Origin of the sequence: uncultured Nostoc sp. (assembly GCF_964247315.1) — a bacterium.
Taxonomy (GTDB): Bacteria; Cyanobacteriota; Cyanobacteriia; order Cyanobacteriales; family Nostocaceae; genus Nostoc.
Window position 1 is genome coordinate 24,651 of sequence record NZ_CAXTTT010000034.1, and the last position, 26,337, is coordinate 50,987.

Below are 26,337 nucleotides of genomic sequence, written 5' to 3' on the forward strand. Positions count from 1 at the left end.
AGATAGATTCAGAAATTCGTCTTGTTCGATACAATTTATAGGTAGAGAGAGCCGAGGAGAACAAGGTGGTATTATTAAAAGGCTTTGAGATTGAGATATACACTGGTACGCCTCAAGGTGAAATTGTCGGTCTCTCCGACAAAATTGTTGCGGCTTTGGATGGATTTATGCGCGAACCAGATAGCCGCAACGTTGAATACATAACCCAACCATCTCACAATTACGAAAATTTATTGTGTGCCTTGCTGCGTCCCAGGCGGGAGTTGCGAAACTACCTCAATCGTTTGGGCAATTACACCTTGATACCGGGGAGTACTTTATCTTTGAGTGGGAGCGATCGCTTTCTACGTTCCGATCCAGCAAACCCATATCATGATTACATTGAGAATACCTACGGCACAAAAGTAGTCACCGCTAGCGTACACATAAATATAGGCATCAGCGACCCAGAAGTATTAATGCGGGCGTGTCGAGTCATTCGCATGGAAGCACCCCTATTTCTCTCCCTCAGCGCCTCATCTCCCTTCTTGGATGGCAAAGCTACGGGCTATCACTCCACCCGTTGGGGCGTCTTCCCACAAACGCCTAGCCATGTCCCCTTATTTGCCAGTCACGCCGATCATATCCAGTGGGTGGAAGATCAACTCGTTGCCGGAACCATGCAGAATGTGCGGCATTTGTGGGCATCGGTGCGACCAAATGGCGATCGCCGTCCTTATGATTTAAATCGCCTAGAATTGCGAATTTGCGATTTAGTTACAGATCCCATTGCCTTACTAGCAATTACTGCCTTATTAGAAGCGCGTTTATTGCAAATAATCGAAAATCCCAGCATCGATCCGTTAACCCAAAGTACTTTCTCTGCTGAAGAACTTGTGACTCTGACTGCTGACAACGAAGCTGCTGCTGCTGCTGGTAGTCTTGATGCTCAGTTAAGGCATTGGCAAGATGGCAGAAGCATTGTAGCAAGAGATTGGATTACCGAAATTTACCAAGATGTTTGGGCGATCGCCAAGCAACAAGGTTTTAGCTGTTTCCTTTCCCCTTTGCACAAAATCCTCCGCGAAGGCAATGAAGCTCAACAGTGGTTGCAATTACATGCAGTCGGTTTTGACAGCCAATGCGTCATCACTCAGGCTATTATTGCCACCCAAGAGCGCGAAATTGAACTCGAAGACAAATTATGTTCGTCTGTGCTGGGTTAACTCAAAAGCCATTGGGGATTGGGCATTGAGAAAACACTTTGTTTATCCCTTGTCCCTCATCTCCCCACTCTCGTCTTCATACAAATGGTAGCTTTTATTGCAGTCACTACCAGCCCTAAAATACACAAGTACTTACTTTTTCTACACAAAACTTAATATTTACTGATTGTAGCCAAATATCCTCTCAGGCATTGCTCTGGGATGATTTGTACTTCGTTTTAAAAATCTAATCGGTAGAGGATGCTTGATTATTATTAACAAAACCTATGAATAGCCTCTATCTTTTGGTAGGTTTAACATTGGCAATAAATTGTTTTATACAATACTTGAATTGTACGGATAATGCCTCAGGTAGTTTTAGTTAACCCGCAAATACCTCCTAATACAGGTAATATTGCCCGTACTTGTGCAGCTACGGGTACAGAGTTGCATTTGGTGGGTCCTTTGGGGTTTGAAATTAGCGATCGCTATCTCAAAAGAGCCGGCTTAGATTACTGGCCTTATGTAAAATTACACTATCACGAATCCCTTGAAGCCTTTAAGACCTTACATCAGGGGCGTGGCGGCAGATGGTTGGGTTATACGGTTGGTGGAAATTGTAATTATGTAAGCTTTCAGTTTCAACCTGATGATTGGCTACTCTTTGGTAGTGAAACTACGGGCTTACCACCAGCAATTCTGTCAGATTGCGATGCTACCCTGTATATTCCCATGAGCCAATCGGGGGTTCGCAGCTTGAATTTGTCAGTAAGTGTAGCAATTGGCTTATTTGAAACCCGCCGTCAGCTAGGCTATTTACAATAGTTCTTTACATTCATAATTATAAGTGTATTTACTTATAATTTGTCTGGAAACCTATTAGACGATTTATTTCTAACTGCGAAATTTTTTTTTGTAATAGCAAGAATATGTAAAACAATATACCAAAAATTGGGTTTATTTGCAAAATGTAGTGGAAGATACTTACAAGTATACTAAAGTTATTATAAGAAATTTGTATATGAAACTTGGGATATTGCCAAATTTGAATGATAGATTTTGATGAATTTAAAACATCCTAAACTTGGAACGAAATTGCTAAAATCCAGTCATGTCTTATATTTGAGCTATTGTGGCTCAATAAAGGACAGAAATCAGCCCAAAAGTAGCCGATAGTTAATACGGTTGTTTTTTAGGGAATAATCAACGTAAAGTCTCGTGTTGAGAAGACGGATGAGGTAGAAATATCTTGAAGATATCTACAGCAGGGGGCATAACTTTTCCAGAAGTCGCCGCAATTTAATTCTCAGCAGCGACTTGGACTTGGCAAATAGTTTGTCCAGTCCCCGCAATTGACGCAAGACAAGCGCGGATAATGGTAAAGAGTAAGATCAATCGTCCTAAGTGGTGTTAGGAGTGGTTCGGACAAGTAAACACTGCAAAATTTAAGTTTTGCTAGCAGATGTTGTGAACTTGTCTAAATCAGAGAAGCAGGTTAATCTTGCGTAAGCATCTCTGGTGAATGTGATCTCGATCTATCGTTCGTTGCGATCTAAATCATTGACTAGTATGCAACTGAAAAATCGAGGTCAATTAAGCGCTAGTGATTGTAAGGAGGTCGTCTTTGAAACGAGCATTAAAAAAGAGAGTAAAAGCTGTGTTGAACAATAACCCCAGCAGCGATGATGCCCCGGTAGAACTACTAAATGCGATGAATCCAAAAGTTAACAGCCGGGTGCGGACAAAAGCGGCAATGATTGGCTTGGCAATCTCTATGGGAGCAACCAGCCTTTTGGTGACTCGACAAAGCGATCAAGCCCAAGCAGCGGTGCCAGTAGGCAGCCAAAAGGCGACCTCAACAATTCCTGCTGTTCCGGACACCAAGGTGAAATTCGCCTCCACTAAACTGGAGTCCCAAGCAGTCTCATCAGTGAGCGTGCCGGAAAATCCTGTAATCGTGGAACCAACGGCAGTCTCACAAGTGCCTGGGCTTGAAGCTAAATGGCAAGTCGCGGCAAGTGGAATATCTTTGCAAGTTCCTGCATCAAACACGTTTTCTCAAACAAACGCAGGTTATAGAAATTCCACTTACCTGAAGCCCAAAATGGCACAGGGATTGAACAATACCTTAGCCGAAACTAGTTTTCCAACAGTCAATAATCTGTCTGACTATAGTGTTGATAGTACAAATGCATCACTAACTCCCCAGCCACAAACAGTGGCAACATCTGGCGTAGCCAACAGTGAAATAAATGCACAACTTAAGGCGCAACAAGAGTTCGCACTAAATCGCTTACAAGAAAAGTCGAACCGTTTAAGAAAGAGTCTGGCGCAGTTACAGTCTGGAGAGACCAAAAATTTATCACAAGCTGATATAGAATTGGCGCAGCCGACAACTGTAGTTGAGAAGACTGCATTAGCAACCCAGTTAGACACTTCTAGCGATGCAAGCCAAGCGAACTTGATATCGAGGTTAAAACAGAAGACACAGACAAGTGCATCTGTCCCAGCGACGCCAATAGTGATTGCCTCCTCGACACATACAGCCTACGAAGTTAAGCCAGGAGATACACTAGCAGCGATCGCCAGCAGATACAATACTTCAGTATCAGAACTAGTTAAAGCAAATAACCTCAATAATCCCAATGAACTGCGAATTAGTCAAAAACTAGTTATTCCTGCTGTTCAAATTCCTGCTGTTAAAGTTGAGGCAACTGTAGCGAGTCAGCCAACTTTTGTAGAGTCTAACAAAACTCCTCATGTTGCTACCTCCCCTTTGAATATTGGTAGTGCCAACTCATATCTACCTAGTTTACCATCACCAACTATTGCCGACAAAAGTAGCGTTGCTGTCCCTACATCGGTAACTGTACAGATTCAGGCAAACAGTGCGACCGACTTAGAAACTGCCTCCCCTACAGCTAAGTCTTATGGCGTCGGTGGTGATATTCCAGCGCCACAAGCTTTTGCCGAAATGCAACAGCCTAATACACCAGCAAATAGGGTAGCAAGGGTAAACAATAGCAATAATGACCGTTTGCAGGGCTTACAAGCAGAAATCCAGAGGTTACAGCAGAAATATCGCGCTCAACAGTCTGGTAATTTAGTTGTGCCAGCAGCAGCGATTGAAGCTAATAATGCTGCTATGCTCACTCCTATTTCTACGCCCAATAATTTCAGTGTACCTAACCCTGCATCTAGACCAAATAGTGTAGCAATACCAATTCCAGTTCCGACACCGATTCGAGGTAACTATAGCGTTCAGCCAGTTAAGCCCCAATTCCAGACTACTGTAGGTGCTACCGAAGCAGTAAACCCAGAGTTCTTGCCTAATCTAGGTTCTGCTAGTAAGTGGACTCCCTCTGGCACTCAATCTGCCACAAGGGTTGCAACGCCTTCTGGAAGAGTAAATGCCTCTGACTCTTTAGGAAAGATGCGAGGAACCACAGTTTCTCCACAGATAATGCCGCCTTTAGCAGCAGTGGATCAATATCTACCCAGACCCATTGACGAACTTACACCTCCTCCATCTACTTCAACCTTGGCTTATATCTGGCCGACGAAGGGTACTCTCACTTCTGGCTTTGGTATGCGCTGGGGAAGACCCCACAAGGGAATTGATATTGCTAACTCCACTGGCACGCCAGTTGTTGCCTCAGCTGACGGTACAATAGAGAAAGCTGGCTGGAACAAAGGTGGCTACGGCAACCTCGTCGAAATCCATCACCCTGATGGCAGCAGCACTCGCTATGCTCATAACAGCAAGATTCTGGTGCAACCGGGTCAACAGGTACATCAAGGAGAAACAATTGCTTTAATGGGTACTACTGGTCACAGCACTGGTCCACACAGCCACTTTGAAATTCATCCATCAGGTAAAGATGCTGTTAACCCAATAGCCTTTCTACCACAACGCCTGTAATTCTTAGTTGTTTTTAACTAAATCATTGCTTTGTTAGTTGAGGGAGTTTACCTCCCTCTTCAGTTTCCTACTACCTCAACAGGAATAGAAATTCTAGCAAAATTGCAAAAGGGGCTAGTGTTGAGCAAATTTGTATGCTATATTAGCTAATGACTTGAATGAATCTGGCTCAGTAGCTCAGTTGGTTAGAGCACGGGACTCATAAGCCTGGGGTCGTTGGTTCAACTCCGACCTGAGCCATTTTAAAAATAAAAATATAAGGGTTTCAACTTTTAGTCATCTGTAGAATTGGGAGACTGAATTTGTATATGAGGGTCTTTTGACTATCATTGTACATTTACAAATTAGATGTCGCCATTCACACATTAATGTCGCTCTTTCACTAAATTGATGTCGCAACTCATTCGAGATAACCGTTCACAAATTAATATCGCAAGATTAGAGACTAAGGGACTTGCAAAGAAATAAAATACCAGCCATTCGAGAAGATATGAAGTGCAAAACTGCTTGCGCTTGTACTAAATCTCTAGAATTGGAATCCCAGGGTTCATGCTCTCCGACACTATCAAATCTACCTTTAAAGATGCAGCCCAGAAATTAACTGGCAACCACAAACGAGACCAGGCAAACCGATGTCAAAATATCTCTGTATATACATTTGAGGCTTTTTTCTAGCTACTTTTTGTCTAAGTCCTACTAAAGAGTTAGTTTAGTCCTGTGATTGCTATCACTAAAAGCATTCCTTTTTACTTGGATAACTAGCTATCCAATAAAGTAGGCAGACCCAAGAGGGATTACTCTCACAAAATTGCGATCGCACCAAAAAACAATCAGCAAATGAAGTAAACCTGTAACAATTATTCTAGAGAAAGCTAGAGTTCTGAAATTTTGGCATATTTGAGCTACCCGAAATCATCAAAGAATAATGGCACATCATAAAATTTAAACTTTTGGTCTACTGTAATTATTGTTAAACCTTCTACCAAAGCTTGAGCAATTAACATTCTATCAAAAGGATCTTTATGGTGTAGAGGCAAATCAGCATTATTCCATGTGCCAATGTCATAGACAAAACCTCAAACCGACTGAAGCGCAAATCCTCCTCCAAATTACCAGGAACAATTAACTTTCCTAAAGACTGTTTAATTGAAATCTCCCAAGCACTAATAGCACTGACGAAAATTAAATTTTCAGGATTAGTAATTACCTCTCGTACCCGACCTGGCAATTTAGAATCATTTTCTAAAAACCACAACAAAATATGAGTATCTAACAAAAAACTCACTACTCATCCCCATAAAATGCTGCAATTACTTCTTCTGGAGTCTCATCAAAATCATCAGGAATCTTAACTTTTCCCTGCTAAAAACCCGCAACTCTTGGCTTTAGATTAATAAGTATTGGCCAGCGAAGGGATTTATAAAGTTCTAAGAAGCGATACAAATCAAAAGCAGACTCCAACAAGCTACAGTAGACACCTGCCGCATCAACTGTCTAGTAGTAAGCAAATATTAACCCTAGTAACGCAGCAGGAACAGCCCACCAAGCCCAAACAGTCCATACGATAAACAGCAAACTCCAGAGCCAAAAAAGTAACAAAAACCCCGTGTAGCGCTCTTTAATCACTCTCACCAGAGTAAAAACATATAATCCTTGCTATGCAAGATTTTCAGACAAAATACATATTTCTGACCATAATGTTAAAAAATAAAGCTTCAAACCTAAGTGCTGTATGAAGTTTAAATGTTGCCTGAGATTTTTATTTTCCTAGAGTGACGGAAGAGCGGTAGCAAGGCTTTTGTCGGTTCAAGTTAGCGACATTAATTTGTGAATCAACGACATCTAATTTGTGAATGTACATAACTTAATATAGTTGTCTTGACTTAACTTACATAAACTTGCATAATGATTAAGGTAACATAATTTATAGAACTAATTAGTAAGCTTAAAAAGCTTACCTACTAAGGGTTCTGGGGTTATAGCGCAGTTGGTAGCGCACCTCAATGGCATTGAGGGGGTCAGCGGTTCGAATCCGCTTAGCTCCATTATTAAAACCTATAACCTACTTACTCAAAACTGCGACAACAAGCACTATTCGTCCAAAAGTGTCAATTTATACTTGTTGTTTTAAAAGGACAATTAATGCTTGTTAATTGTCGCACAATGGAGAGGGAGAGGAAGGCAAGGAAAAGCTAGAAGAAATGATTGCTCGATGGCTCGAAGCAAATTTAAGTTAGCATTTGCCTAATTGGCATTGTATCTCTTGCAATGCTGTACGGGCTTCTCTGTATCTTAAGATCCTGGTGGCATACTTTTGGGTTCTGAAACGCAGGCTTCAGACGGATATACTCCCTGATTGTGTAAACTTAGGGCAATTCGTCGAACTTCATCGCAAGACTGCTGTACATTTCTCAGAAGAATCGCCTTTCTATCCTTGAGGTATTTGGCAGAGATGGCATGACATAAACTTGAAAAATGCCTAAAAATAGTTCTTCTGTAGCATTCCATTTATGGGAGACTGGTTCGCGAACCAGTCTCCCGTTTCCACATCCCCTGAAAAGTCAGGTGTACCCGCCCGCGCGTTCCCATAAGCGTCCTGCGCGAGCTTCTTCAGTTTCTCGTGGCGCGGCGCGCGTAACTGAACACCACCTCATGCCCTGCACGGGCGAAGAGCGTTCCGAGTTTGCCACCCATCAATCCCGAACCTAGAATGCCAACTCGCATACTGCTCTGCCTTGTCTATCGCTGCCAACTATCTGCCTTGCACGTGTTGCCTTGCTTAGTGAGCTACGGAATGCAACCAGAGAACACATTTTTTGCCACTCAACGACCGGTCATTTGCTCCAACTTTTCGGGGTAGCGAGCTCCTTGCACCACGATCTTAGAGGCCGCATCATCGATATCACGTAAATCGTCGGGCGTGAGTTCGACTGAGACTGCCCCGATATTTTCGTCCAAGCGATGCAGCTTCGTGGTGCCTGGGATTGGAACAATCCACGGCTTCTGAGCAAGCAACCAGGCGATCGCAATTTGAGCAGGTGTCGCTTGCTTCTGTTCTGCAATGCTGCCGAGCAGATTAATCAGGGCCTGATTCGCCTTGAGAGCCTCCTTAGTGAAGCGGGGCAGGGTGCTGCGGAAGTCGGAACTGTCGAAGGTCGTGCTTTCGTCCATCTTGCCAGTGAGAAAGCCCTTGCCCAGCGGGCTGTACGGGACAAAGCTGATTCCGAGTTCCTCAAGGGTCGGTATCACTTCCTTTTCAGGAGTCCTCGTCCACAGCGAGTATTCGCTCTGGAGAGCAGTGACAGGCTGAATCGCATGCGCGCGACGGATCGTTTGCACTCCTGCTTCAGAGAGTCCAAAGTGTTTAACCTTACCTGACTGAATCAGTTCCTTCACCGCTCCAGCCACGTCTTCAATCGGCACGTTCGGGTCAACCCGGTGCTGATAGAGCAGGTCGATTGTCTCGACCTTGAGCCGCTTGAGCGAACCCTCGACGGCCTGCTTGATATGCTCCGGTCGGCTGTTCAGTCCGGGCGAACCCTTCATCCCGCGAGGATCGAAATTAGGATTCAAGTCAAACCCGAATTTGGTGGCGATCGCCATTTGCCCGCGGAAGGGAGCCAGGGCTTTGCCCACAAGCTCTTCATTAGTGAACGGGCCGTAGACCTCGGCGGTATCGAAGAATGTAACGCCGCGTTCGACGGCGGACTGGAGAAGATCGGTCATTTCCTGTGTGTCTTTGGGCGGGCCATAGGAAAAGCTCATTCCCATGCAGCCAAGCCCGATAGCCGAGACTTCCAGATTACTGTTTCCGAGTTTGCGCTTCTGCATTTTTTGAACTCCTGTCTTTGAATTAAAGGTTGGAACTGTCTTGCCTTACGATCGGGTCTGGTATTGTTCGTCGCTGACCTGCTCCATCCAGTCCACGGTTTTGCCGTCGAGTTGCTCCTGGATGGCGATATGGGTCATGGCTGTGGTTGCCGTGGCACCATGCCAATGCTTCTCCCCTGGCGAGAACCAAATCACGTCTCCCGGACGAATTTGCTCGATCACGTCGCTCCAGCGCTGTGCAAGGCCGCAGCCAGCCGTCACGATCAGAGTCTGTCCCAACGAGTGGGTATGCCATGCTGTCCTAGCACCAGGCTCGAACGTGACACTGGCTCCGATCGCACGCGCCGGATCGTGTGCCTCGAACAGGGGGTCAATGCGTACAGTGCCGGTAAAATACTCAGCTGGTCCTTTGGCGGAAGGCTGTGAACCACTTCTTTTGATGTCCATTTTGTTAATTCCTTTACTTGATGCCATTTCGGTGGCTAGCAGGCAAGTCTCTTGTCCAATCAAAACTGAGTTTTCTTTTGAATAAAAATCTAGATTGCTTACAAGAAGCCGAAATCATTTTTCATTGCTTTAGCCTCATTCTAAGAATCCTCAAGGGCAAGCAATATGACGATCGTCTAAGATTGTTGTACAATCCTGCAAACTTAGAAATGAACGCTGCCAAAACGAGTGAAAAGTCCGATATAGATTTAATGAACGACCTGGCAAAGCGCGAGGCAGACAGAGCGCAAGCCAACAGAGACGAACTGACTGAGCGTATTGCACAGGCTATTCGTCATGATGGGACGATTGAGCCACTCAAAGGATTGCACTTCAACCGCTCCTCCTCGCCTTCGGAATCCTGTCATAGTGTCTCTATCCCTGCCTTTTGTGTGATTGCTCAGGGCAGCAAAGAAGTTCTTCTGGGCAACGATCGCTATCAGTACGACCCGATGCATTATCTGCTTGCTACGGTCGAATTGCCGATTGTCAGCCAAATTCTGGAAGCGTCTAAGGCGCAACCGTACTTTAGCCTTCGCCTCGATCTTGACCCCACCCTAGTTGGCTCAGTGATGGTCGAGGCAGGGTATCCTTCATCGCGCAGCCGTGGTGATGTGAAAGCGATTGACGTAAGTCCGTTGAATGCAAATCTGTTGGACGCTGTGGTGCGGCTCGTCAGGCTTCTAGATTCCCCTGCTGAAGCTCATGTTCTCGCACCACTGATTAAGCGGGAAATCATTTACCGACTCCTGATGGGAGAGCAAGGTAATCGGCTCCGTCATATTGCAGTTCTAGGTGGCTACACCTACTACATCGCCAGAGCCGTCGAGCGACTTCGTAAAGACTTTAACGAGCCGCTTCGGATTGAAAGCATCGCACGAGAACTGGGAATGAGCGTTTCGGGCTTTCACCATCACTTCAAGTCTGTCACGGCAATGAGTCCCTTGCAGTTCCAGAAGCAACTGCGGCTCCAGGAGGCTCGCCGTCTGATGCTGGGGGAAAACCTTGACGCTACCAGTGCTGCCTATCGAGTGGGGTACGATGATGCCTCGCACTTCAATCGAGAGTACAAGCGGCTCTTTGGTGCCCCACCGATGCGCGATGTGGAGCGGTTGCGAGAAACTGTTAGAGAGACTGCTAGTTCAATATAATCTCCCCAATATGCCTTAATCTTGCCAGAAATCGCTAAAACATTGTGGAGACAGCTCTGTGTAGCGCACCGTATGCTGAATGTTTTTGTGTCTTCGCTAACGGCAAAGTTATCGTTTCACTCACAGATTTCGGTACGGAGATAATTTGTTTAAATTTAGGTTAATAAAAAGTTATTTATCCTTAACCACTGTTTTATAATGCCCCTTAACCACAGTATCCAGATTGAGTTACCGCAGATTTAAGGGAAAATTTGATGAACCAGGGGCAACGTACTTTTAAATCTAGGAGATATTTGACTGAATTAGTTCAGACTTATATTATTAAAGCTTTACATACTACAAGACAGTGGCGCGTACAACTAATACGAAATTGGTTATACAAGTATTCTTCATTGGGTGTTGTATCTCTATTCTTAGTCGGAGTTAGCTTGAGTGTAATAATGGCTGCCTGCTCTCCACGTGATATCAATAATACTGGTAATACTAGTGCAGTTTCCCAGAATGATGTAACACTAACGTTTGTTTCTTACTCAGTTACTAGTGCAGCATACCAGCAGATCATTCCCAAATTTATTGAACAGTGGAAGAAAGAACATAATCAAAACGTTACTTTCAATCAAAGCTATGATGGGTCAGGTTCCCAGACTCTTGCTGTGATTGACGGTAAAGAAGCTGATGTGGTACACCTGTCACTTGCCCTTGATATAAATAAACTTGTTCAGGCAGGTTTTATTCAACCTGGGTGGGAAAAAGAAGCGCCTAATGATGCAATTGTTACCAAATCTCTAGATGCGATCGCTATTCGTGAAGGTAATCCCAAAAATATCAAAATTTGGGCAGATTTGGCACGAAATGGCGTAAATGTGGTTACACCTGACCCTAGAACCTCTGGCGGTGCTCGCTGGAACTTCCTTAGTCTCTGGGGTTCTGTAACAGAAACTGGCAAAAATGAAAATCAAGCAATAGACTTTACTTCCAAAGTCTATAACAATGCACCTTTGTTACCTAAAACGGCTCGAAATGCCACTGAATTATTCTTCAACGATAATCAAGGTGATGTGCTGCTCAACTACGAAAACGAGATGATTTTGCTAGCAAAAAATGGTAAAAAAATCTCATATATTGTGCCTGATATTAATATCTCTATCGACAATCCTGTTGCTGTTGTAGATAAAAATGTTGATAAACATGGTACTCGTGCGATTGCCGAAGCATTTATCAAATTTCTTTACACCGCAGAGTCACAACGAGAGTTTACTAAATTAGGATTTCGTCCCGTTGACTTGACTGTTACAAAAGAAATGGAAGGCAAATTTCCTAAAATTAAAACGATCTTCAAAGCTGAAGATTTAGGAGGATGGGACGAAATTCAGAAAAAATTCTTTGATGAAGGTGCAATCTTTGACAAAATTCGAGCGAAAAAGTCTTAGAATTTCTACTATCTAATCATCTTCTCTAAAGCGATTTGCAAATCTTGTGTCAAATCGCTCACAGCCTGTCTAGACGCTTGGCGATCGCCCTGACAATTTCTGAAGCGTTCTGTAACTGAAATTGGCTCTCCCACAGTGATTTGTGTTTGTCGCAAACCTAAGCGAGGTCGCCCCGGAAGTGTTGTATCCTGAATTCGAGAAAGCATATCAAATACAAGCAAAGCTGTTTCTGCAAACCGTTCCGCCGTCGGTTGTTCCTGAATATAAGTAGCTGTGACTGCAACAAAACTTTCCACTATCCGCATGTGCCGCATTCGCAAGTCGGCTTCTTCAGCAATCCAGTCTGCCAAACCGCGTTTGAAGGGTGGTAAAGCATTGATCTCTGGCAAATCGTCTCGGTAAATGTAACTCCAGCCAGCCTCTTCCAAGCGGCGACAGCGGTCAATAAAATTACCCTGCGCTTGAACTCCAAAATATTGCTCGGCAACTTGTAATGCCTTATCCAGTAAGCGATGGAGTCGGGCAACTAATACCTGATTAGCACTAGCAGATTCATCAGTTGAAATAGTTTTTGGAATGTCTTGATGATAGAAACGACGATAAAACTCTTCCATCTCGGTAATCAGATATTCAGCCAACCTAAAGAGGCGTTGATGGTAAATCTCTTCGCGCTCGCCAGAATCAATTTCCAAAACTTTCAAGCCACTATCAGCTTCTAACTTACTTAAGAGCCAATCTAGTTTAGACCAAGGTGGTTCAACGTAGCGATACTGGATAGCAATTGGCACAACGATCACAGTCTCAGAACGGTTAGCTTTTTCTAAGTCTTCTACACACCAGAACCCCATTTGAGCAACGCCAGGTTCTAAGGGGCTAACAATGCCACTATGACCATTAGTACCGCCTTCCGGTGCCACTGCGATCGGAAGTTCGCCATTAGCAAACAACTCCCTTGCATTTTGGATAGCTTGCCGATCTAGTCGCCTACCACGACGAACCGGCACACCCCCCAGCAGAGAGAACAGCCAACCTAGCCACTTTCCAGCCCAAACTGTCATACCTCGGTCATAAAGAAAATAGCTGTGAACCAGGGATTTTAGTGCAATACCTTTTTGACAGGCAACTTGTGGCACAATCCAAGAAAGCAAATACAGCATACAGAGAGGATCTTCTACCTCTGGGTGGCGAAATGCCAACAAAAAGCGAATTTTTCCAGCCTGAAATTGTTGATAGAGTTCAACTAATACTTCAACATTCTTGGCTTCAACCTTGACAATCCCAGCCGATAGCCAAGGGCGAGTACGAAACCGTAGTGCGATCGGCAGTAACCACCGAAAAATCTGGAGTACCAGCGGATTCAACCGTTGGGGAATAAATTTCAATGGTGGTTGAGTAAACTGAATCGATCTAGGCAAGTCGCTCTCCAGATTGTATTTCTAGCGATTGTACAACGTGGGGGTCTTGGTTTTGCGTAAACTCTGAGCCTTTTGTGGTCTAGCTTTTTAATCACTATCTTTCGCTGTCTTGGTTCCTCAGCACTCCTTAACTTTTCAACGATAAACCCTAAGTATCGAATCAAAAATTAGTTGGGATGTTTAGGAAAATTTCGGAATAAATAGACAAATACAGCTAGATTTAACACAAAAACTAATGTTTTAATCAAAGATATTCCCCGAATTAATTCATAAATCTCTGGTGGAATACTGATACCGACAAGTCCCAATACTAAGACATGTGCCCAACGCTTTTCGTACCATAAACCAACGGCTTCAATCGCAGTAACAATAGCATAGATTCCGGTTCCGATACCGCTAAATGCCAGAGTTCTAGGATTTAAGTTAACAACTTTCTTTAAGAGCCAATCAATAATTATCGATTTACCTTCTAAAACATAATTTTCTGAAAACGCCTCTAGAGTTTGATAATTTTTTAATGTCAATAATAAAGCGATCGAAGTAACTATAAGCAGCAAGGCGGTAAATGATTTGTAGAGAACAATTGCCACTAACCCTAATGGACGCTTTTCCAAACAACCCCCTAAGTATAGATAAGTCAAATTTTGAACGAGCAAATTACCTGAGTGCTGTCAAGTCAGAGTTCACCTCCTGATCCAGAGATTCTTCTAACTAAGTACGGCTTTAAATCGGTGCAATGGATGCAATACCATACTTTCCTCTCCCCAAATCCCTTGCCTAACAAGGAAAATAACCCCATTTGTTTGATAATAAATGGATTTTAATTGATTTAAATGTGCGTAGGCTAGCAAGAACCGCAGGTATAGCACATTTTAATCAAACATTTCCAATGGAGGTTAGCGGACTCGAACCGCTGACATCCTGCTTGCAAAGCAGGCGCTCTACCAACTGAGCTAAACCCCCATAAACTTAAAATAGTAGATAAACTTTGATTACCGTTGTTATTGTAACTTATATTGTTTTATTACCAAAGGGATGAAGCCAGAAAATACCCAAGTTGTCGCAACACTGTATAAATTTGTTAAGCTGCCAGATTTTGCCGAAAAACAAGATCCTCTGCTGTCTTACTGCCAAGCGCAAGGTGTCAAGGGGACGATTTTGCTGGCACTTGAAGGGATTAACGGTACAATTGTCGGTTCGCGTCAGGCGATTGACTCAGTTCTCTGGTTTCTGCGTTCTGACCCCCGTTTGGCAAACTTAGAATCCAAAGAGTCCTATACCGAAACCCCACCCTTTGAGCGGATGAAGGTGCGGTTGAAGCAAGAAATTGTCACTTTGGGATTGCCAGAAATTGACCCAAATGAGCAAGTTGGCATCTATGTCAATCCCCAAGAATGGAATGATTTAATTTCCAATCCAGAAGTAACGGTGATTGATACCCGCAATGATTATGAGGTGAATATCGGTACTTTCCAACGGGCAGAAAATCCCCAAACTGAATCATTCCGCGAATTTCCCGATTATGTGCGTCACCATCTCAACCCAACTGAACACAAAAAGGTTGCTCTCTTTTGTACAGGCGGCATTCGCTGTGAAAAAGCTTCATCCTTCATGCTTGCCCAAGGCTTTGCAGAAGTCTATCATCTCAAAGGCGGCATTCTGAAGTATTTGCAGGAAGTTCCAGCCCAAGAAAGTTTATGGGAAGGAGAATGTTTTGTTTTTGATGAGCGGGTAGCCGTTGGTCATGGGTTGGAGAAAGGAAGTTATGAGTTGTGCCTCTGTTGTGGGCGGCCGATTTCTGAGGAAAATAAAGCGTCTCCCAAATATGAGCAAGGTATCTCCTGTCCCTATTGTTTTGATAGCCTCACCGAAGACAAAAGAGCGCGTCAGCAGGAAAAATGGCGCCACTACCAAACCCTAATTGGTAACAAAAATCAGGATGTAAGTTGAAGAAGAATTTATAACTCATAATTCTGAATTTAAGGGCAAAATTACTGTAAATCTACTACCAACTCCAACTTCACTTGTGACACTGATTTGACCCCTATGAGCATCGACGCACCTTTTAACGATTACTAACCCCAATCCAGTACCCTGAATTGATTTGACATTTGAGGCTCGGTAGAATGATTCAAACAGTCGAGCTTGGTCTGGTTCGGGAATGCCCATACCTCGATCTTGAATGTAAAAAGTTGCTACTTTCTCAATTGGGTCGCATATTAAATCAAACTGAATCTTGCCACCTTGGGGAGAATATTTAACCGCGTTTGAAAGAAGATTTGCAAACAGGTAATGTAAAAGTCCTTCATCCATTACAGCAGACGTATTCTCACTATGACAGGTAAAAACAATTTCACACACGCTGCTTTTAACAATCAAAAAATCTTCAATTAACTCTCGGCAAAATTGCTCTAGGTTAAGAGGAGCAGGGTTGAATATGAGTTTTTCTGCTTCCGCTCGACCCATAAATAGCACTTCTTCCATGAGTTTTTCCATAGATTGCACAGCGCCTTGAATTCGCTTTAAATAGATGCCTCTTTTTGTATCTGTCAAATTTGCTCCTTGCATTTCCATGAGTTCTACTGCGGTTTGAACAACAGTTAGGGGATTACGGAACTCATGAGATACGGTAGAGATAAATAGGGACTTGAGATGGTTAAGTTCTTGCTCCTTCTCTAATGCTTGCTCTAGCAATTTTGTTTGGCGTAGTTCGCTAAGATCCCAGAAAACAACTACTACACCATTTATCTGGTCAGATCCTCGCCTTAGTGGTGAAACACTATCGCCAATTGGAACTCTTTTGCCGTTTTTTGTAATTAGAGATGTGAATTCCCCTAAATAAACAACCTGTTGTTCCCGTAGCACTTTTGTAACAGGGTTTTCTAATGTTGTCTCTGTCACTTCATCGACAAGATGAAAAATTTTTGCTGCCTCATTTCCTAAAGCATCTTTTTGCTGCCAGCCAGTCAGCACCTCAGCCGCAGGATTCATAAATGTTACTTTTCCCTGCTCATTTGCGGCAATTACAGCATCACTCATCGAGTTTAAAAGAGTTGCTAACTGATCTCGATTTTCCCGGAGTTCACGTTCTAACTGGTGTTTTAAAAGACCGATCTCGATCGCGATTTTTAAATCTTTTGTAGTAAATGGTTTAACGATGTATCCGAAAGGTTGGGTAATTTTGGCTCTTTCTAAAGTATGATCGTCGCCATAAGCGGTTAAATAAATTATAGGTACATCTAACTGCTGGCGAATCTGAGTGGCGGTAGCAATACCGTCCATATCACCTTTAAGAATAATATCCATTAATACTAGTTCTGGTTGAGTTTCCGATGCCTTGGCAATGGCAACTTTTCCAGATGAAGCTGTACCTGTAACAATATATCCTAGTTGACTGAGTTGACTAGCAATAGTTCTAGCCACAATCACTTCATCTTCAACGACTAAAATCCTAGCTTGACCCATTTTATATTTATTAATGCAAAGTTAACTGCGTAAATTTTATTTTGAATACTGTTCCACGATCGCGTTCTAGAGTAATATCGCCTTCTAATTGTTCTGTAACCAAATCATGTACTAATGACAAACCCAAAGAATCAGTATTTCTCCAATCTAAATTATCTGGTAAACCAATCCCATTATCTCGGATAGTCATTTCGATACTATTGCCAGTATTGTGTAAAGCAATACTGATTGTGCCTACTTGTTGATTGGGAAAAGCGTGTTTGAGGGCATTGGAGATTAATTCGTTAATCACCAATCCACAGGCAATAGCTTGATCGACATTCAAGCTTACTGAATCTATATTAGTTTCTAGAGAAATTTTACCAGGCCATATTTGATAGGAAATTAGCAAGCTGGCTGCTAAATTACTGATATAGTCAGCGACATCAATTTGTCCGATATTCGCTGAAGTATATAAATTTTTATGAATTAGAGATATTGACTCAATTCGATTTTGACTTTCTCGAAAAACTTTGATTATTTCCGGGTCTTTGAGAGTTTGAGACTGAAGTTGTAATAAACTGGAGACAATTTGTAAATTATTTTTAACTCGATGATGAACTTCTTTTAAAAGAACTTCTTTTTCAGCTAAGGCCGTTTTTAACTTGATTTGAGCTTTTTGTCTTTGAACAAGTTCAGTTTTAGCTTGCTCTAAGATGCTGGATTGTTGAATTGCGATCGCTAATTGGACTGTCACTTGATCGAGCAAATCTAATTGATTTTCTTCCCACTCACGAAAACCAGAGCATTGGTGAGCAATCAGTAAACCCCAAATGTGGGAGCCAGGGTTTTGAGAGCTTACTTCGAGTAAAATGGGCACAACTAAATTTGCTTTCACCTCAAACTGTTCTAACAGGCGAATATGGCAATCAGTTAGTCCAGCTTCATAAATATTAGCGATCGCTCGTTTGCGTCCCTGATAATATTCCACTTCTGCGCCTGTTTGAAAACACGTATCATGAATCTGTATACCCAAAGAAACCGTCCATCCAGGTTCCACTGATTCTGCCATAATTGTGCCGATCATCTCTGAGTCAAACTGATAAACTACTACTCGCTCAACCCCAAGTAAATCTCGTACTTCTCGAACTGTTGCATTTAGAATATCTTGAAGATTCAAAGATTGACGAATCCGTTGAGAAACAGTTCGCATTAATTGCTCCCGCTCGGCTTGGGCTTTTAAAGCTAGTTCAGTTTGCTTACGTTCTGTGATATCTTGTCCAATACCGATAATTTGACCATTTGAAAGGTAAACATACGTCCAAGACGTATCTAGTAAACGACCATTGCGCATCTGAGTTCTAAAGTCACCCCAATTGCGTTGTGCAGACTGCATAAAATTAATTACATGCTGTCGATATTCAAGATTAGGATATAACACTTCCAAGACATTACGAGTTTGGAAATCTTGAAATTTCCAACCTAGAATATTTTCCCATTCTTGGTTGACCCATTGGAGTTTGCAATTAGGAGCAATTAGGGCAATCATCAATGGTATGCTCTCAAAAATTATCCGCAAAAACTCATTTTGTTCTTGGAGTTTTGTTTCGGCATTTTTGCGGTCATTGATATCATTAAATACCGTTAAAATTGCTGGTTCATTGTTAAAATTTAAATACTGTAAAGAAGCGATCGCCCAAAAACGAGTTCCATCTGCTTTTTTTAATTGCAGTTCATAATTATGAATAAAACCTTGCTGATTAAAAACTGTTAATAGTACTTCTAAATCTGTCAAATTATGATACAAATCTCTAATCTTTTTGCGATTAACTAAATACTTTGGAGAAAACTGAAATGTTTGAAACAACTCTGTATTAGCGTATAAAATTAACCCATCAGACACCCGTGAAATAATAAATGGAATAGGAATGGCTTCAGAAATAACTCGAAATCTAGCTTCACTTTGTTGAAGAGTTTTTTCTATTTGTTTGTGTTCTGTGATGTCTCGTATATGAACTAAGCGATCCTTATAACTGCCATAGTCTATTATCTGTGTGAAAATTTCAACATCAATAATCTGTCCGTCTTTTCGTTGATGTCGCCATCGCCCAATAAAATCTAAGTTAGAGTGCTTTTGTTCTAAATATTCAAGCAAGATAGGCACATCTTCTGAAAGGCAAATGTCAGTTATTCGCATTTGCAAAAACTCTTCTCGTGAGTAGCCGTAGTGAACAATAGCAGCTTCATTTACATCTAAAAATTGTAGATTATTCTGGTTATATACCCACATAGGGGTGGGATTTTTGGCGAAAAGTAAATTAAAGCTCCTTTGGCTTTCATTTTCAGGAAATAGCATTGGTGGTTATGTGATAAAAGTTTTTATTATGTACTAATTTTAATGAGTTTAAATCTCAAACAACCAAAACACGATAAATCGCATCTCTATATCAGGGTTTTGGGCTGATCTGAACTGTGTTGAACTATAGAGGTAAATTCAAATCATCCGAAAAATGACTTTATAACCAGAGTTTCCGCAGGTTCAGTTCACGATTAAGTTCTGATTCCCCAACTCAACTTAAAGCCAAGTCTTCTGGTGTATTACAGTTAAACAGCATTTCTGGTTCTGCTAAGGGCAAAACTTCTACAGGATATTGCCGAAGCCACTGTTGAAACGATCGCTCCCCTTGGTTGATAAACTCTAAGAGTTGTGGCAAACAGCGACGGCGATAGAAACCACACAGAGGTTCCCAGCCTTTTGGATGACAAGCTAAAGCTGCGATCGCATTATCCCCCACACTATCAAGTCTACTTGCCCAATCTTGCAACACCTCAACCCGCAATCTTGGTAAATCGCAAGCTAGCAACAGCACCCAATCTGTTTTGACTTCGGCTAGCCCTTGAGCAAATCCAACTAAAGGCCCGTGGGCTAGAGATTCTCCAGATAAAGGTACTTCCCGAATAAACTTACAATCAGCCAAAAGTAAATCTTGATAGCGTTCTGGCCAGGGAGTTACTACATAAACAGTATCAGCGCAGCTTTGAGCAATCCCACAAACTCGCTGCAACAATGGTACCCCTTGAATGGGAATTAAGGCTTTATCGTGACCCATGCGAGAACTCTTGCCGCCAGCTAATACAATCGCGGTTAATTTGCTTCGGCTCGTCATTGCCCCATGCCCTATGCTCTTCAGGAGTGCTGAGTGCTGAGTGGGGAATCTCACTTCTTTACTCAGCACTCGGAACTCGAAACTCGGAACTGTTTTGCCCTATACCCTACGCCCTATTTAGACTTTTCTGCACTTGCTGCAATAAATGCTCAACACTTTCTGCTGGTGCAAGACACTTCAAACCTTGGCAAACTAACCCAACGCTTCCCTCTGGAAAATCAGATGTGATGGCGAACACAGCCGCCGGTAAATACTTGGGAATCAAAGCGTTGATTTGCTCAGTTGTGCTGCGAATCAAAGTAGAGTTTCGATACCAATCCAAAGCTGTGAACAAGCTGGGACAAGCTTGGGGAGCGCGATGCATTACACTTTTAAAAGCTTTCAAACCAAGTTCCGCTAAATCCAAATAATCTAGATTATCGGTGAGTAGGGCCAGACGCACAAGGTTAGCGATCGCAACTCCATTGGCTGAAGGTGTAGCATTATCAGCATAACTACGCTCTCTAACAATTAAATCTTGACTAGAATCGCTTGATGTGTTATAGTAACCGCCTAATTCTACACTCCAGAGAAATTCGTTAAACTCATCTTGGATAGCGATCGCATTTTCTAACCATCGCTCATGTTCAGGATTGGAAGCTTGTAAATCTAGCAGAGCTTTAACAAACAAAGCATAGTCTTCAGACTGCGCTAAAACGGTTGGTTCTCCTTGGTAGTTGAGTCTCTGGAAACGCCCACCGACAAACTGATTTTCCAAAATAAAATTCGCCGCTTGTGCTGCTAATTTCAGGTATAAAGGTTGTTGGAAAACCCCAGCAGCCCTAGCCAGCCCAGAAATCATCAAGCTATTCCAGGCGACAATCATTTTCGTATCTGTCACCGAGGGAATGCGACCTGGCCAGTTAATAGTTTTTGCTTCCTGGTTGTTACGAGCAGCAGGAAAAGTTTCTAGTGACTTAGAATTAACGCCATAACGAGCGGTAAACATCTTGCTCAGTGACGTTTTTAGCGTTTCACTCAGCTTGCCTGAATTCCTTCTTTGTAAAACATTAAGTCCTTCAAAGTTGCCGTTAGAGGTAACAGTAAACTGTTGTTGTAATTCCGTTAATTCTTCAGGCGTTAACAGTTGTTGTAATTCGCTGTAACTCCAGACGTAAAAGGCTCCTTCTTCTGGTTCTGTCGCCGTGGATTCAGTGAAGCTGTCGGCATCTTGAGCAGCATAGAAGTAACCTTCTGGCGCAGTCATTTCTCGCTTCAGCCATTGTACAGTCCCAGCAACCGCCCTCTCAAAGGCTGGCTCTTGTACTCCTGCACTCCATAAAGAAGCCAGATACTCCACAATTTGTCCATTGTCGTAGAGCATCTTTTCAAAGTGAGGTACTGTCCAAGTCGGGTCAACAGTATAGCGATGAAAACCACCGGCTACATGGTCATAAATGCCGCCCAGCGCCAAGTCTAGTCCCCGCTGGGTACAAACTTGCTTGCCATCATAGCGAGATTCAAAATTAAATCTAGTTCCCCGCAGTGCTAATTCTGTGTAGGGAATCATCGGAAAACTATTGCCAGATTGACTAGGAGTAATTATGCCTGTACTGGTTTCCCAACCTTGGCTCAGTAATTCATGGTCTTCAAGCTCATTTGTTGTACCATCTTGTAACACCGCAGACGTGAGCAGCGACTCAATAATTAAGGCTTTGCGTTGCTGTAATTCTGCTTTTTCTGTATCGTAATAACGGCGAAGCGCTTGCAACACCTGCAAAAATCCCGGACGACCATAGCGCGGGTCTACAGGGAAATAAGTACCAGCATAAAACGGTACTAAATCTTCTGGGGAAAGAAAAATATTTAAAGGCCAACCACCCCCTTGGCCGCTCATTATCTGCAAAGCTTGCATATAGATGCTATCGAGGTCAGGTCTTTCTTCCCTGTCTACTTTGATGGGAAGATAATTAGTATTCATGTAGTCAGCGATCGCAATATCAGAAAAAGCTTCGCCTTCCATGACAGTACACCAGTGGCAACTAGAATAGCCAATGGAGAGAAAAATCGGTTTATTTTGCGCCCTTGCAGTTGCAAGTGCTTCATCACACCAAGGCCACCAGTCAATTGGGTTTTCGGCGTGTTTGCGAAGATAGAGGCTCTTAGCTTCAGCAAGGCGATTAGTCATAATCAAACGCAAGTAAGTTTGCCTTCTTTGCTCAGTCTACCCTGTTCTCAGGAGTGTGAGCCTAGACAGCTATGTACATTCCAGCTATTTTCAGGTAAATAGACCACGCGGTAGGGGCGCAAGTCCTTGCGCCCCTACGACAAATGTGGTTCAAATACATGAAAACTGCTGTAAGTAAAAAACTCAACGAGCGAATTATACTTTATGTTTTTAATCTTGCCTAAGTAAGTTAGTGTAAAAAATTGCAGTTTTGTAGTCAAAGCTAACTATAAAGGAATCATCTATATAATTAAGTTTATGTACGCCGAATTACTTACACCTGTGCAACTTATGAAACATTCTATTGAAAAGATCGCAATAGCAAGCTAACAATATTTGGTGGCATTTCTTGCTGCATAGGTGATGCTGTCTTTGTTTGCATTAAAGTATTTGGGCTAAGTCCTGCTATCAGATGGAGCAAGAAGGTGATGATGGCGGCTTGTATGAGTTTTTCCAGCATGGCACGTCTCTCTCTGAGTGGATAGCATTTCAACTGCGACTGGTTATTCTAAATACACCTTGTACTCTCGATTAACCGAATCTAACAAAAATAACTCCATAAATGCCGTAGGAAATTCTAAAAAAATGTTTAAAATGTTACTAATGGTTAATATAATTTCCTAAGCAAATCGGATTTCGGTTATCGGTCTAATCAATACATCGCCAAGGTTGTGTAGCAAAATCCAAAATATAAGATTGGCGACAATTGAAGTTTTTTGATTTATTCTTCTCTAAATTGGGATATTTTCTTAGACAGCTTTTGTCGCTAAAAAGTGTCCTTAAAAGTTGAATTTATTGCAAAAGCACATTTTGCTCCTTTGTTAAATAAGACAGAATAGCCAAGATTTACTTATATGTACCTGGGAATAGTAGAAATCAGCCCCAGTTTCGTGCTGTCACCGATAAAATGTATTTAAAGTAGCCACAAACACGCTTCCATGATTCCTATCGTTATTGAACAATCGGGTCGAGGTGAACGCGCCTTTGACATCTACTCACGGCTGTTACGTGAGCGCATCATTTTTTTGGGACAACAAGTTGATAACAATATTGCCAACTTGATTGTTGCCCAACTGCTGTATTTGGATGCTGAAGACCCGGAGAAAGACATTTATATGTACATCAATTCTCCCGGTGGTTCGGTGACGGCTGGTATGGGCATTTTTGACACTATGAAACATATTCGCCCTGATGTCTGTACAATTTGTACCGGATTGGCGGCGAGTATGGGCGCTTTTCTCCTCAGCGCGGGTACTAAGGGTAAGCGGATGAGTCTACCTCATTCTCGGATTATGATTCATCAACCTTTAGGCGGCGCTCAAGGACAGGCGACTGATATTGAAATTCAGGCGCGGGAAATTCTCTACCATAAGCGGCGGCTAAACGACTATTTAGCCGAACATACAGGTCAACCAATTGAGCGGATTGCTGAAGATACTGAGCGTGACTTTTTCATGTCGCCAGAGGAAGCCAGCGAATACGGTTTGATTGACCAGGTGATTGACCGTCACGCTGCTGGTAGTCGCCCAGCAGTTGCTGTTCTTAATTAATAGTCACGATTGGTAAATGGTGATTTACCACTTTTAATTTCCTTAAACCTTAAAAATAACCCCTTTTCATAACTGAAGAGGGGTTATTTGACTTCAAAACTCGATTTTAAAGGGTCAAGATCCTATTTGTCGAGATGAAGGTAGTCTTGATCCGGTAGCAGATATTAAATAAATTCCAACTTTTAATTGTCTGAAGATACACATTTCGCTCCTGACATAGGATCATCAAAAGTTGGGAAGAACCATAATTTGTCGCTCTACAATAGCCTCAAAACCAGTTTGCTGGAGTAGAGCAATGTTATCAAAACAGACTTTTTGTGACTAAATAATACCAAGCAATTTGAATTTTATTTTCAACTTCATACTATTAAAGTCTTTTTCAGACTGTATTTTTTTTATGAAAAGCTTAATTTAGATTTAGGTTACAAAGACACCAAGTCAACTGCCCTCCACTCAAATTCACCTACTATACCTCGGAGAAGATGAACTATTAAAGTTATTAAATTTTAAACTTTGCCTACTAATTCTCAAACAATCAAGAGTACAAAATTATGCAACTTTTAAGTACTTTAGGACTTACGCATTGAGAGAACTAACTAAATATGGACATGGATTTTCAGGCATTCAATTTTGATTTTTTTACTATTAGCCAGCGATCGCTAGCGATCTAAAGGTAGTGTCCAATAGAGTGAAACGACTAAATTTCATTACACACATGATAGTCCTTTTGTACAGTGTGTAATACCAAAAATCAATCATTTATCTTCAGGAAGAAACATCATGAATTACTTCAAATCGAGTTTAAAGCTAACGTTGCTAACTTTATTGACTTGTGGATTAATTTCCCCAGCTTTTGCGACACCCGATAACGACAATAGCATTTTTGCAGCGGATTTCGAGGGGAATTTGAATAGTGGTCAAGGATTTCTTCAGATCAAAGGCGATGTGACCACCACCGATGACTTAGAAGACTTTAGAAAAGTGCTACTCACGGGGCGCTCTAACTTACGTTTAAGACTGGAAGGGGTTGCCCCGAACGGAGGACGGACAGATTTGTTATTAGTTAGGGATTCAAACAACAATGGTCAAATTGATCGCAATCAAGGCGAAGTGATTGGTCAAAGTCGCGACTCATTTTCCCACCAAATTACACGCCAGAATCTAGCCGCAGGAAATTACTTCGTCATTATCCGGAGCAGACAGTTTAGCTCAAACAAAGTTCAGTATCAAGTCAGTGTAGATGCACGGGTGTAGTCAATACTGCGAACTAGCCAATCAAAAGCGCGATCGCGCTTTTGATCTTTCTCGACTCAGGAGGGTATTTTTCCCTCATTAACCCTTATTCACTAATTGTCTACTTTAGTCAATGCATAAGTTCTAGACGAGTCAATTCTGGATAGCCCAGGTGCGGCACAATTTCAATTCGCACACGAGGCATAGTCAATGACAGTTGTTATTTCCACACAAATAATACTATCTTTGGCAATTTCGTATTAGTTATTACTAAGAGTTATGCACAAATTGCTAAAAAGCTTAATTTATAGAACCGCCAACTCTTGGAGAGGCTTCCGCCAACGCGCAGCGTATCGAAGAGAAGAGCGCCGAGAATTCGTAGAGTGTGCGTAAGTCCTAATTAAAAATGACGAATGACTAATTACTAACTAAAATCCCGCTATTGGGTCTGGCTGAGATTGTAAGTATTTGAGAAATCCGTGTAATTCTTCTTCAGTCAACAAAGTCCGCCCGCGCTTACCGTAGGTTTCAATTAGATGCTCCCGTCCCTGTTCTGGTGTCCAGCCTAAGCGCTGAAGTTCGACATCTGTTTTAGCAATTACATCCGATAAATCCACGGGTTCAGCTTTTTTCTTTCTCTTTGCTGTTGCTGGCGGGGTAATGACATTTTCTTGAGGGCTGTAACTCCGAGGTGTAAATGGTGTGACATTGTTGGCAGAAATTGCCGGAAAGGTTTGATTTTCTGGCTGGTTATCAAAATTTATTTCCAAGTTCTCAACTGGAGGATCGAATTCTAGCTCCCGGTTGGCAGTCATCGGAAAGTTTTGATCTAAATCCTGGCTATAGGTATCGTTTGATAGGGGCGCAGCATTGCTATAGCCGTATTGTTCGTTACTGCTTGTTACTACTTCTGGTTTGATGTTCTGTTGTTTGGAAGGCGGTATAGATATCTCTTTGTTGCTGACTACTGACCACTGACTACTAACAAAATCCTCATCTTTTGCAGAGGAATAAGCAGCAGACTCACTCAATCCACCTTTAGTATTCAAGTCAGGATTTAGCTGTGCTGGAGAAACTGGATTTGAGGTCAACGCCACTGATTCTGGTGGCGCGTTTGTAATACCCAAAACTATCAGTGCCCTGGTTCTGGCTTGGTCTTCTGCTGCTTCTACTGTTTCTGCTGCTGCCATACCCGTAGCACGGGTTACGCCTTCAATTTGCACGCTTGCTCGGACAATATATTTTCCTTGAAAAATTTGCACTAATTCAGAAATCAGACTGCCCTTGGGATACAAGCTCTGGAATTGAGCCAACATAA

The 26,337-nt window shown here is 42.4% G+C and carries 21 protein-coding genes and 3 tRNA genes; 10 read left to right on the forward strand and 14 right to left on the reverse strand.

The features are described 5' to 3' along the window. The first annotated feature begins 65 nt into the window (after positions 1 to 65). The 4 genes from gshA to ACFE93_RS12485 all read left to right on the forward strand — a co-directional run bounded on the left by gshA (position 66) and on the right by ACFE93_RS12485 (position 5,346). On the forward strand, positions 66 to 1,205 hold the full coding sequence (gene gshA / locus ACFE93_RS12470; protein ID WP_375473589.1) for a glutamate--cysteine ligase: 1,140 nt from the start codon (positions 66 to 68) through the stop codon (positions 1,203 to 1,205). A 342-nt stretch (positions 1,206 to 1,547) separates the two neighbouring features. Further along, on the forward strand, positions 1,548 to 2,009 hold the full coding sequence (locus tag ACFE93_RS12475) for a tRNA (cytidine(34)-2'-O)-methyltransferase (protein WP_104908475.1): 462 nt from the start codon (positions 1,548 to 1,550) through the stop codon (positions 2,007 to 2,009). Positions 2,010 to 2,808: 799 nt separating this feature from the next. Then, a complete protein-coding gene (locus ACFE93_RS12480; RefSeq protein WP_375473590.1) occupies positions 2,809 to 5,106 on the forward strand; it encodes a peptidoglycan DD-metalloendopeptidase family protein in 2,298 nt (765 codons plus the stop codon). A gap of 166 nt (positions 5,107 to 5,272) precedes the next feature. Then, a tRNA-Met gene (locus tag ACFE93_RS12485) sits at positions 5,273 to 5,346 on the forward strand. 662 nt (positions 5,347 to 6,008) lie between these two features. Here the strand turns inward: ACFE93_RS12485 and ACFE93_RS12490 are convergent. Both ACFE93_RS12490 and ACFE93_RS12495 read right to left on the reverse strand, forming a co-directional pair. Continuing rightward, positions 6,009 to 6,110, reverse strand: a complete 102-nt coding sequence (locus ACFE93_RS12490) for a hypothetical protein (protein WP_375473591.1) — start codon at positions 6,108 to 6,110, stop codon at positions 6,009 to 6,011. Further along, complete coding sequence (locus ACFE93_RS12495) at positions 6,104 to 6,391, reverse strand: type II toxin-antitoxin system VapC family toxin (RefSeq protein WP_375473592.1); 288 nt, start codon at positions 6,389 to 6,391, stop codon at positions 6,104 to 6,106. The genes ACFE93_RS12490 and ACFE93_RS12495 overlap by 7 nt, the downstream gene beginning before the upstream one ends. Positions 6,392 to 7,078: 687 nt before the next feature. On the opposite strand from ACFE93_RS12495, the gene ACFE93_RS12500 reads away from it, so the two are divergent. Further along, positions 7,079 to 7,151 (forward strand) — tRNA-Ala (locus ACFE93_RS12500). A 565-nt stretch (positions 7,152 to 7,716) separates the two neighbouring features. Here the strand turns inward: ACFE93_RS12500 and ACFE93_RS12505 are convergent. The 3 genes from ACFE93_RS12505 to ACFE93_RS12515 form a co-directional block, all read right to left on the reverse strand. Beyond that, positions 7,717 to 7,830: a 3-hydroxyacyl-CoA dehydrogenase NAD-binding domain-containing protein gene (locus ACFE93_RS12505; protein ID WP_375473593.1), complete on the reverse strand. Its 114-nt coding sequence runs from the start codon at positions 7,828 to 7,830 to the stop codon at positions 7,717 to 7,719. Positions 7,831 to 7,929: 99 nt separating this feature from the next. Next, positions 7,930 to 8,937, reverse strand: coding sequence for an aldo/keto reductase (locus tag ACFE93_RS12510; RefSeq protein ID WP_375473594.1), 1,008 nt, complete (start codon positions 8,935 to 8,937; stop codon positions 7,930 to 7,932). Positions 8,938 to 8,982: 45 nt separating this feature from the next. Next, complete coding sequence (locus ACFE93_RS12515; protein ID WP_375473595.1) at positions 8,983 to 9,411, reverse strand: cupin domain-containing protein; 429 nt, start codon at positions 9,409 to 9,411, stop codon at positions 8,983 to 8,985. 182 nt (positions 9,412 to 9,593) lie between these two features. Here ACFE93_RS12515 and ACFE93_RS12520 point away from each other — a divergent pair, with 182 nt between their 5' ends. After that, positions 9,594 to 10,574, forward strand: a complete 981-nt coding sequence (locus tag ACFE93_RS12520; RefSeq protein ID WP_375473616.1) for an AraC family transcriptional regulator N-terminal domain-containing protein — start codon at positions 9,594 to 9,596, stop codon at positions 10,572 to 10,574. A 440-nt stretch (positions 10,575 to 11,014) separates the two neighbouring features. Continuing rightward, on the forward strand, positions 11,015 to 12,004 hold the full coding sequence (locus ACFE93_RS12525) for a sulfate ABC transporter substrate-binding protein (protein WP_375473596.1): 990 nt from the start codon (positions 11,015 to 11,017) through the stop codon (positions 12,002 to 12,004). An 8-nt stretch (positions 12,005 to 12,012) separates the two neighbouring features. Here ACFE93_RS12525 and ACFE93_RS12530 read toward each other — a convergent pair whose 3' ends face one another. From ACFE93_RS12530 to ACFE93_RS12540, 3 genes are all read right to left on the reverse strand, one after another. Continuing rightward, positions 12,013 to 13,419, reverse strand: a complete 1,407-nt coding sequence (locus ACFE93_RS12530; protein ID WP_375473597.1) for a 1-acyl-sn-glycerol-3-phosphate acyltransferase — start codon at positions 13,417 to 13,419, stop codon at positions 12,013 to 12,015. 167 nt (positions 13,420 to 13,586) lie between these two features. After that, the gene (locus tag ACFE93_RS12535) at positions 13,587 to 14,033 is read right to left on the reverse strand and encodes a DUF2127 domain-containing protein (RefSeq protein WP_375473598.1); all 447 of its coding nucleotides are present in this window, start codon (positions 14,031 to 14,033) and stop codon (positions 13,587 to 13,589) included. Between the two features lie 276 nt (positions 14,034 to 14,309). After that, positions 14,310 to 14,382 (reverse strand) — tRNA-Ala (locus ACFE93_RS12540). Positions 14,383 to 14,454: 72 nt separating this feature from the next. Here ACFE93_RS12540 and ACFE93_RS12545 point away from each other — a divergent pair. Next, on the forward strand, positions 14,455 to 15,369 hold the full coding sequence (locus ACFE93_RS12545; protein ID WP_375473599.1) for a rhodanese-related sulfurtransferase: 915 nt from the start codon (positions 14,455 to 14,457) through the stop codon (positions 15,367 to 15,369). Between the two features lie 15 nt (positions 15,370 to 15,384). On the opposite strand, the gene ACFE93_RS12550 is transcribed toward ACFE93_RS12545, so the two are convergent. From ACFE93_RS12550 to ACFE93_RS12570, 5 genes are all read right to left on the reverse strand, one after another. After that, the gene (locus ACFE93_RS12550) at positions 15,385 to 16,884 is read right to left on the reverse strand and encodes an ATP-binding protein (RefSeq protein WP_375473600.1); all 1,500 of its coding nucleotides are present in this window, start codon (positions 16,882 to 16,884) and stop codon (positions 15,385 to 15,387) included. A gap of 10 nt (positions 16,885 to 16,894) precedes the next feature. Beyond that, a complete protein-coding gene (locus ACFE93_RS12555; protein ID WP_375473601.1) occupies positions 16,895 to 19,219 on the reverse strand; it encodes a PAS domain S-box protein in 2,325 nt (774 codons plus the stop codon). Between the two features lie 214 nt (positions 19,220 to 19,433). Continuing rightward, positions 19,434 to 20,030 (reverse strand): molybdenum cofactor guanylyltransferase, encoded by a 597-nt coding sequence (locus ACFE93_RS12560; protein WP_375473602.1) that lies wholly within the window; start codon positions 20,028 to 20,030, stop codon positions 19,434 to 19,436. Between the two features lie 106 nt (positions 20,031 to 20,136). Continuing rightward, the gene (locus tag ACFE93_RS12565; protein ID WP_375473603.1) at positions 20,137 to 22,197 is read right to left on the reverse strand and encodes a thioredoxin domain-containing protein; all 2,061 of its coding nucleotides are present in this window, start codon (positions 22,195 to 22,197) and stop codon (positions 20,137 to 20,139) included. Positions 22,198 to 22,537: 340 nt separating this feature from the next. Beyond that, positions 22,538 to 22,696, reverse strand: coding sequence for a hypothetical protein (locus ACFE93_RS12570; RefSeq protein ID WP_334913277.1), 159 nt, complete (start codon positions 22,694 to 22,696; stop codon positions 22,538 to 22,540). Between the two features lie 478 nt (positions 22,697 to 23,174). Here ACFE93_RS12570 and clpP point away from each other — a divergent pair, with 478 nt between their 5' ends. Beyond that, positions 23,175 to 23,786: an ATP-dependent Clp endopeptidase proteolytic subunit ClpP gene (gene clpP / locus ACFE93_RS12575; RefSeq protein WP_375473604.1), complete on the forward strand. Its 612-nt coding sequence runs from the start codon at positions 23,175 to 23,177 to the stop codon at positions 23,784 to 23,786. A gap of 780 nt (positions 23,787 to 24,566) precedes the next feature. After that, a complete protein-coding gene (locus ACFE93_RS12580) occupies positions 24,567 to 25,040 on the forward strand; it encodes a hypothetical protein (protein WP_375473605.1) in 474 nt (157 codons plus the stop codon). Positions 25,041 to 25,447: 407 nt separating this feature from the next. Here the strand turns inward: ACFE93_RS12580 and ACFE93_RS12585 are convergent, their stop codons facing one another. Beyond that, complete coding sequence (locus ACFE93_RS12585; RefSeq protein ID WP_375473606.1) at positions 25,448 to 26,335, reverse strand: hypothetical protein; 888 nt, start codon at positions 26,333 to 26,335, stop codon at positions 25,448 to 25,450. Positions 26,336 to 26,337 lie beyond the last annotated feature (2 nt).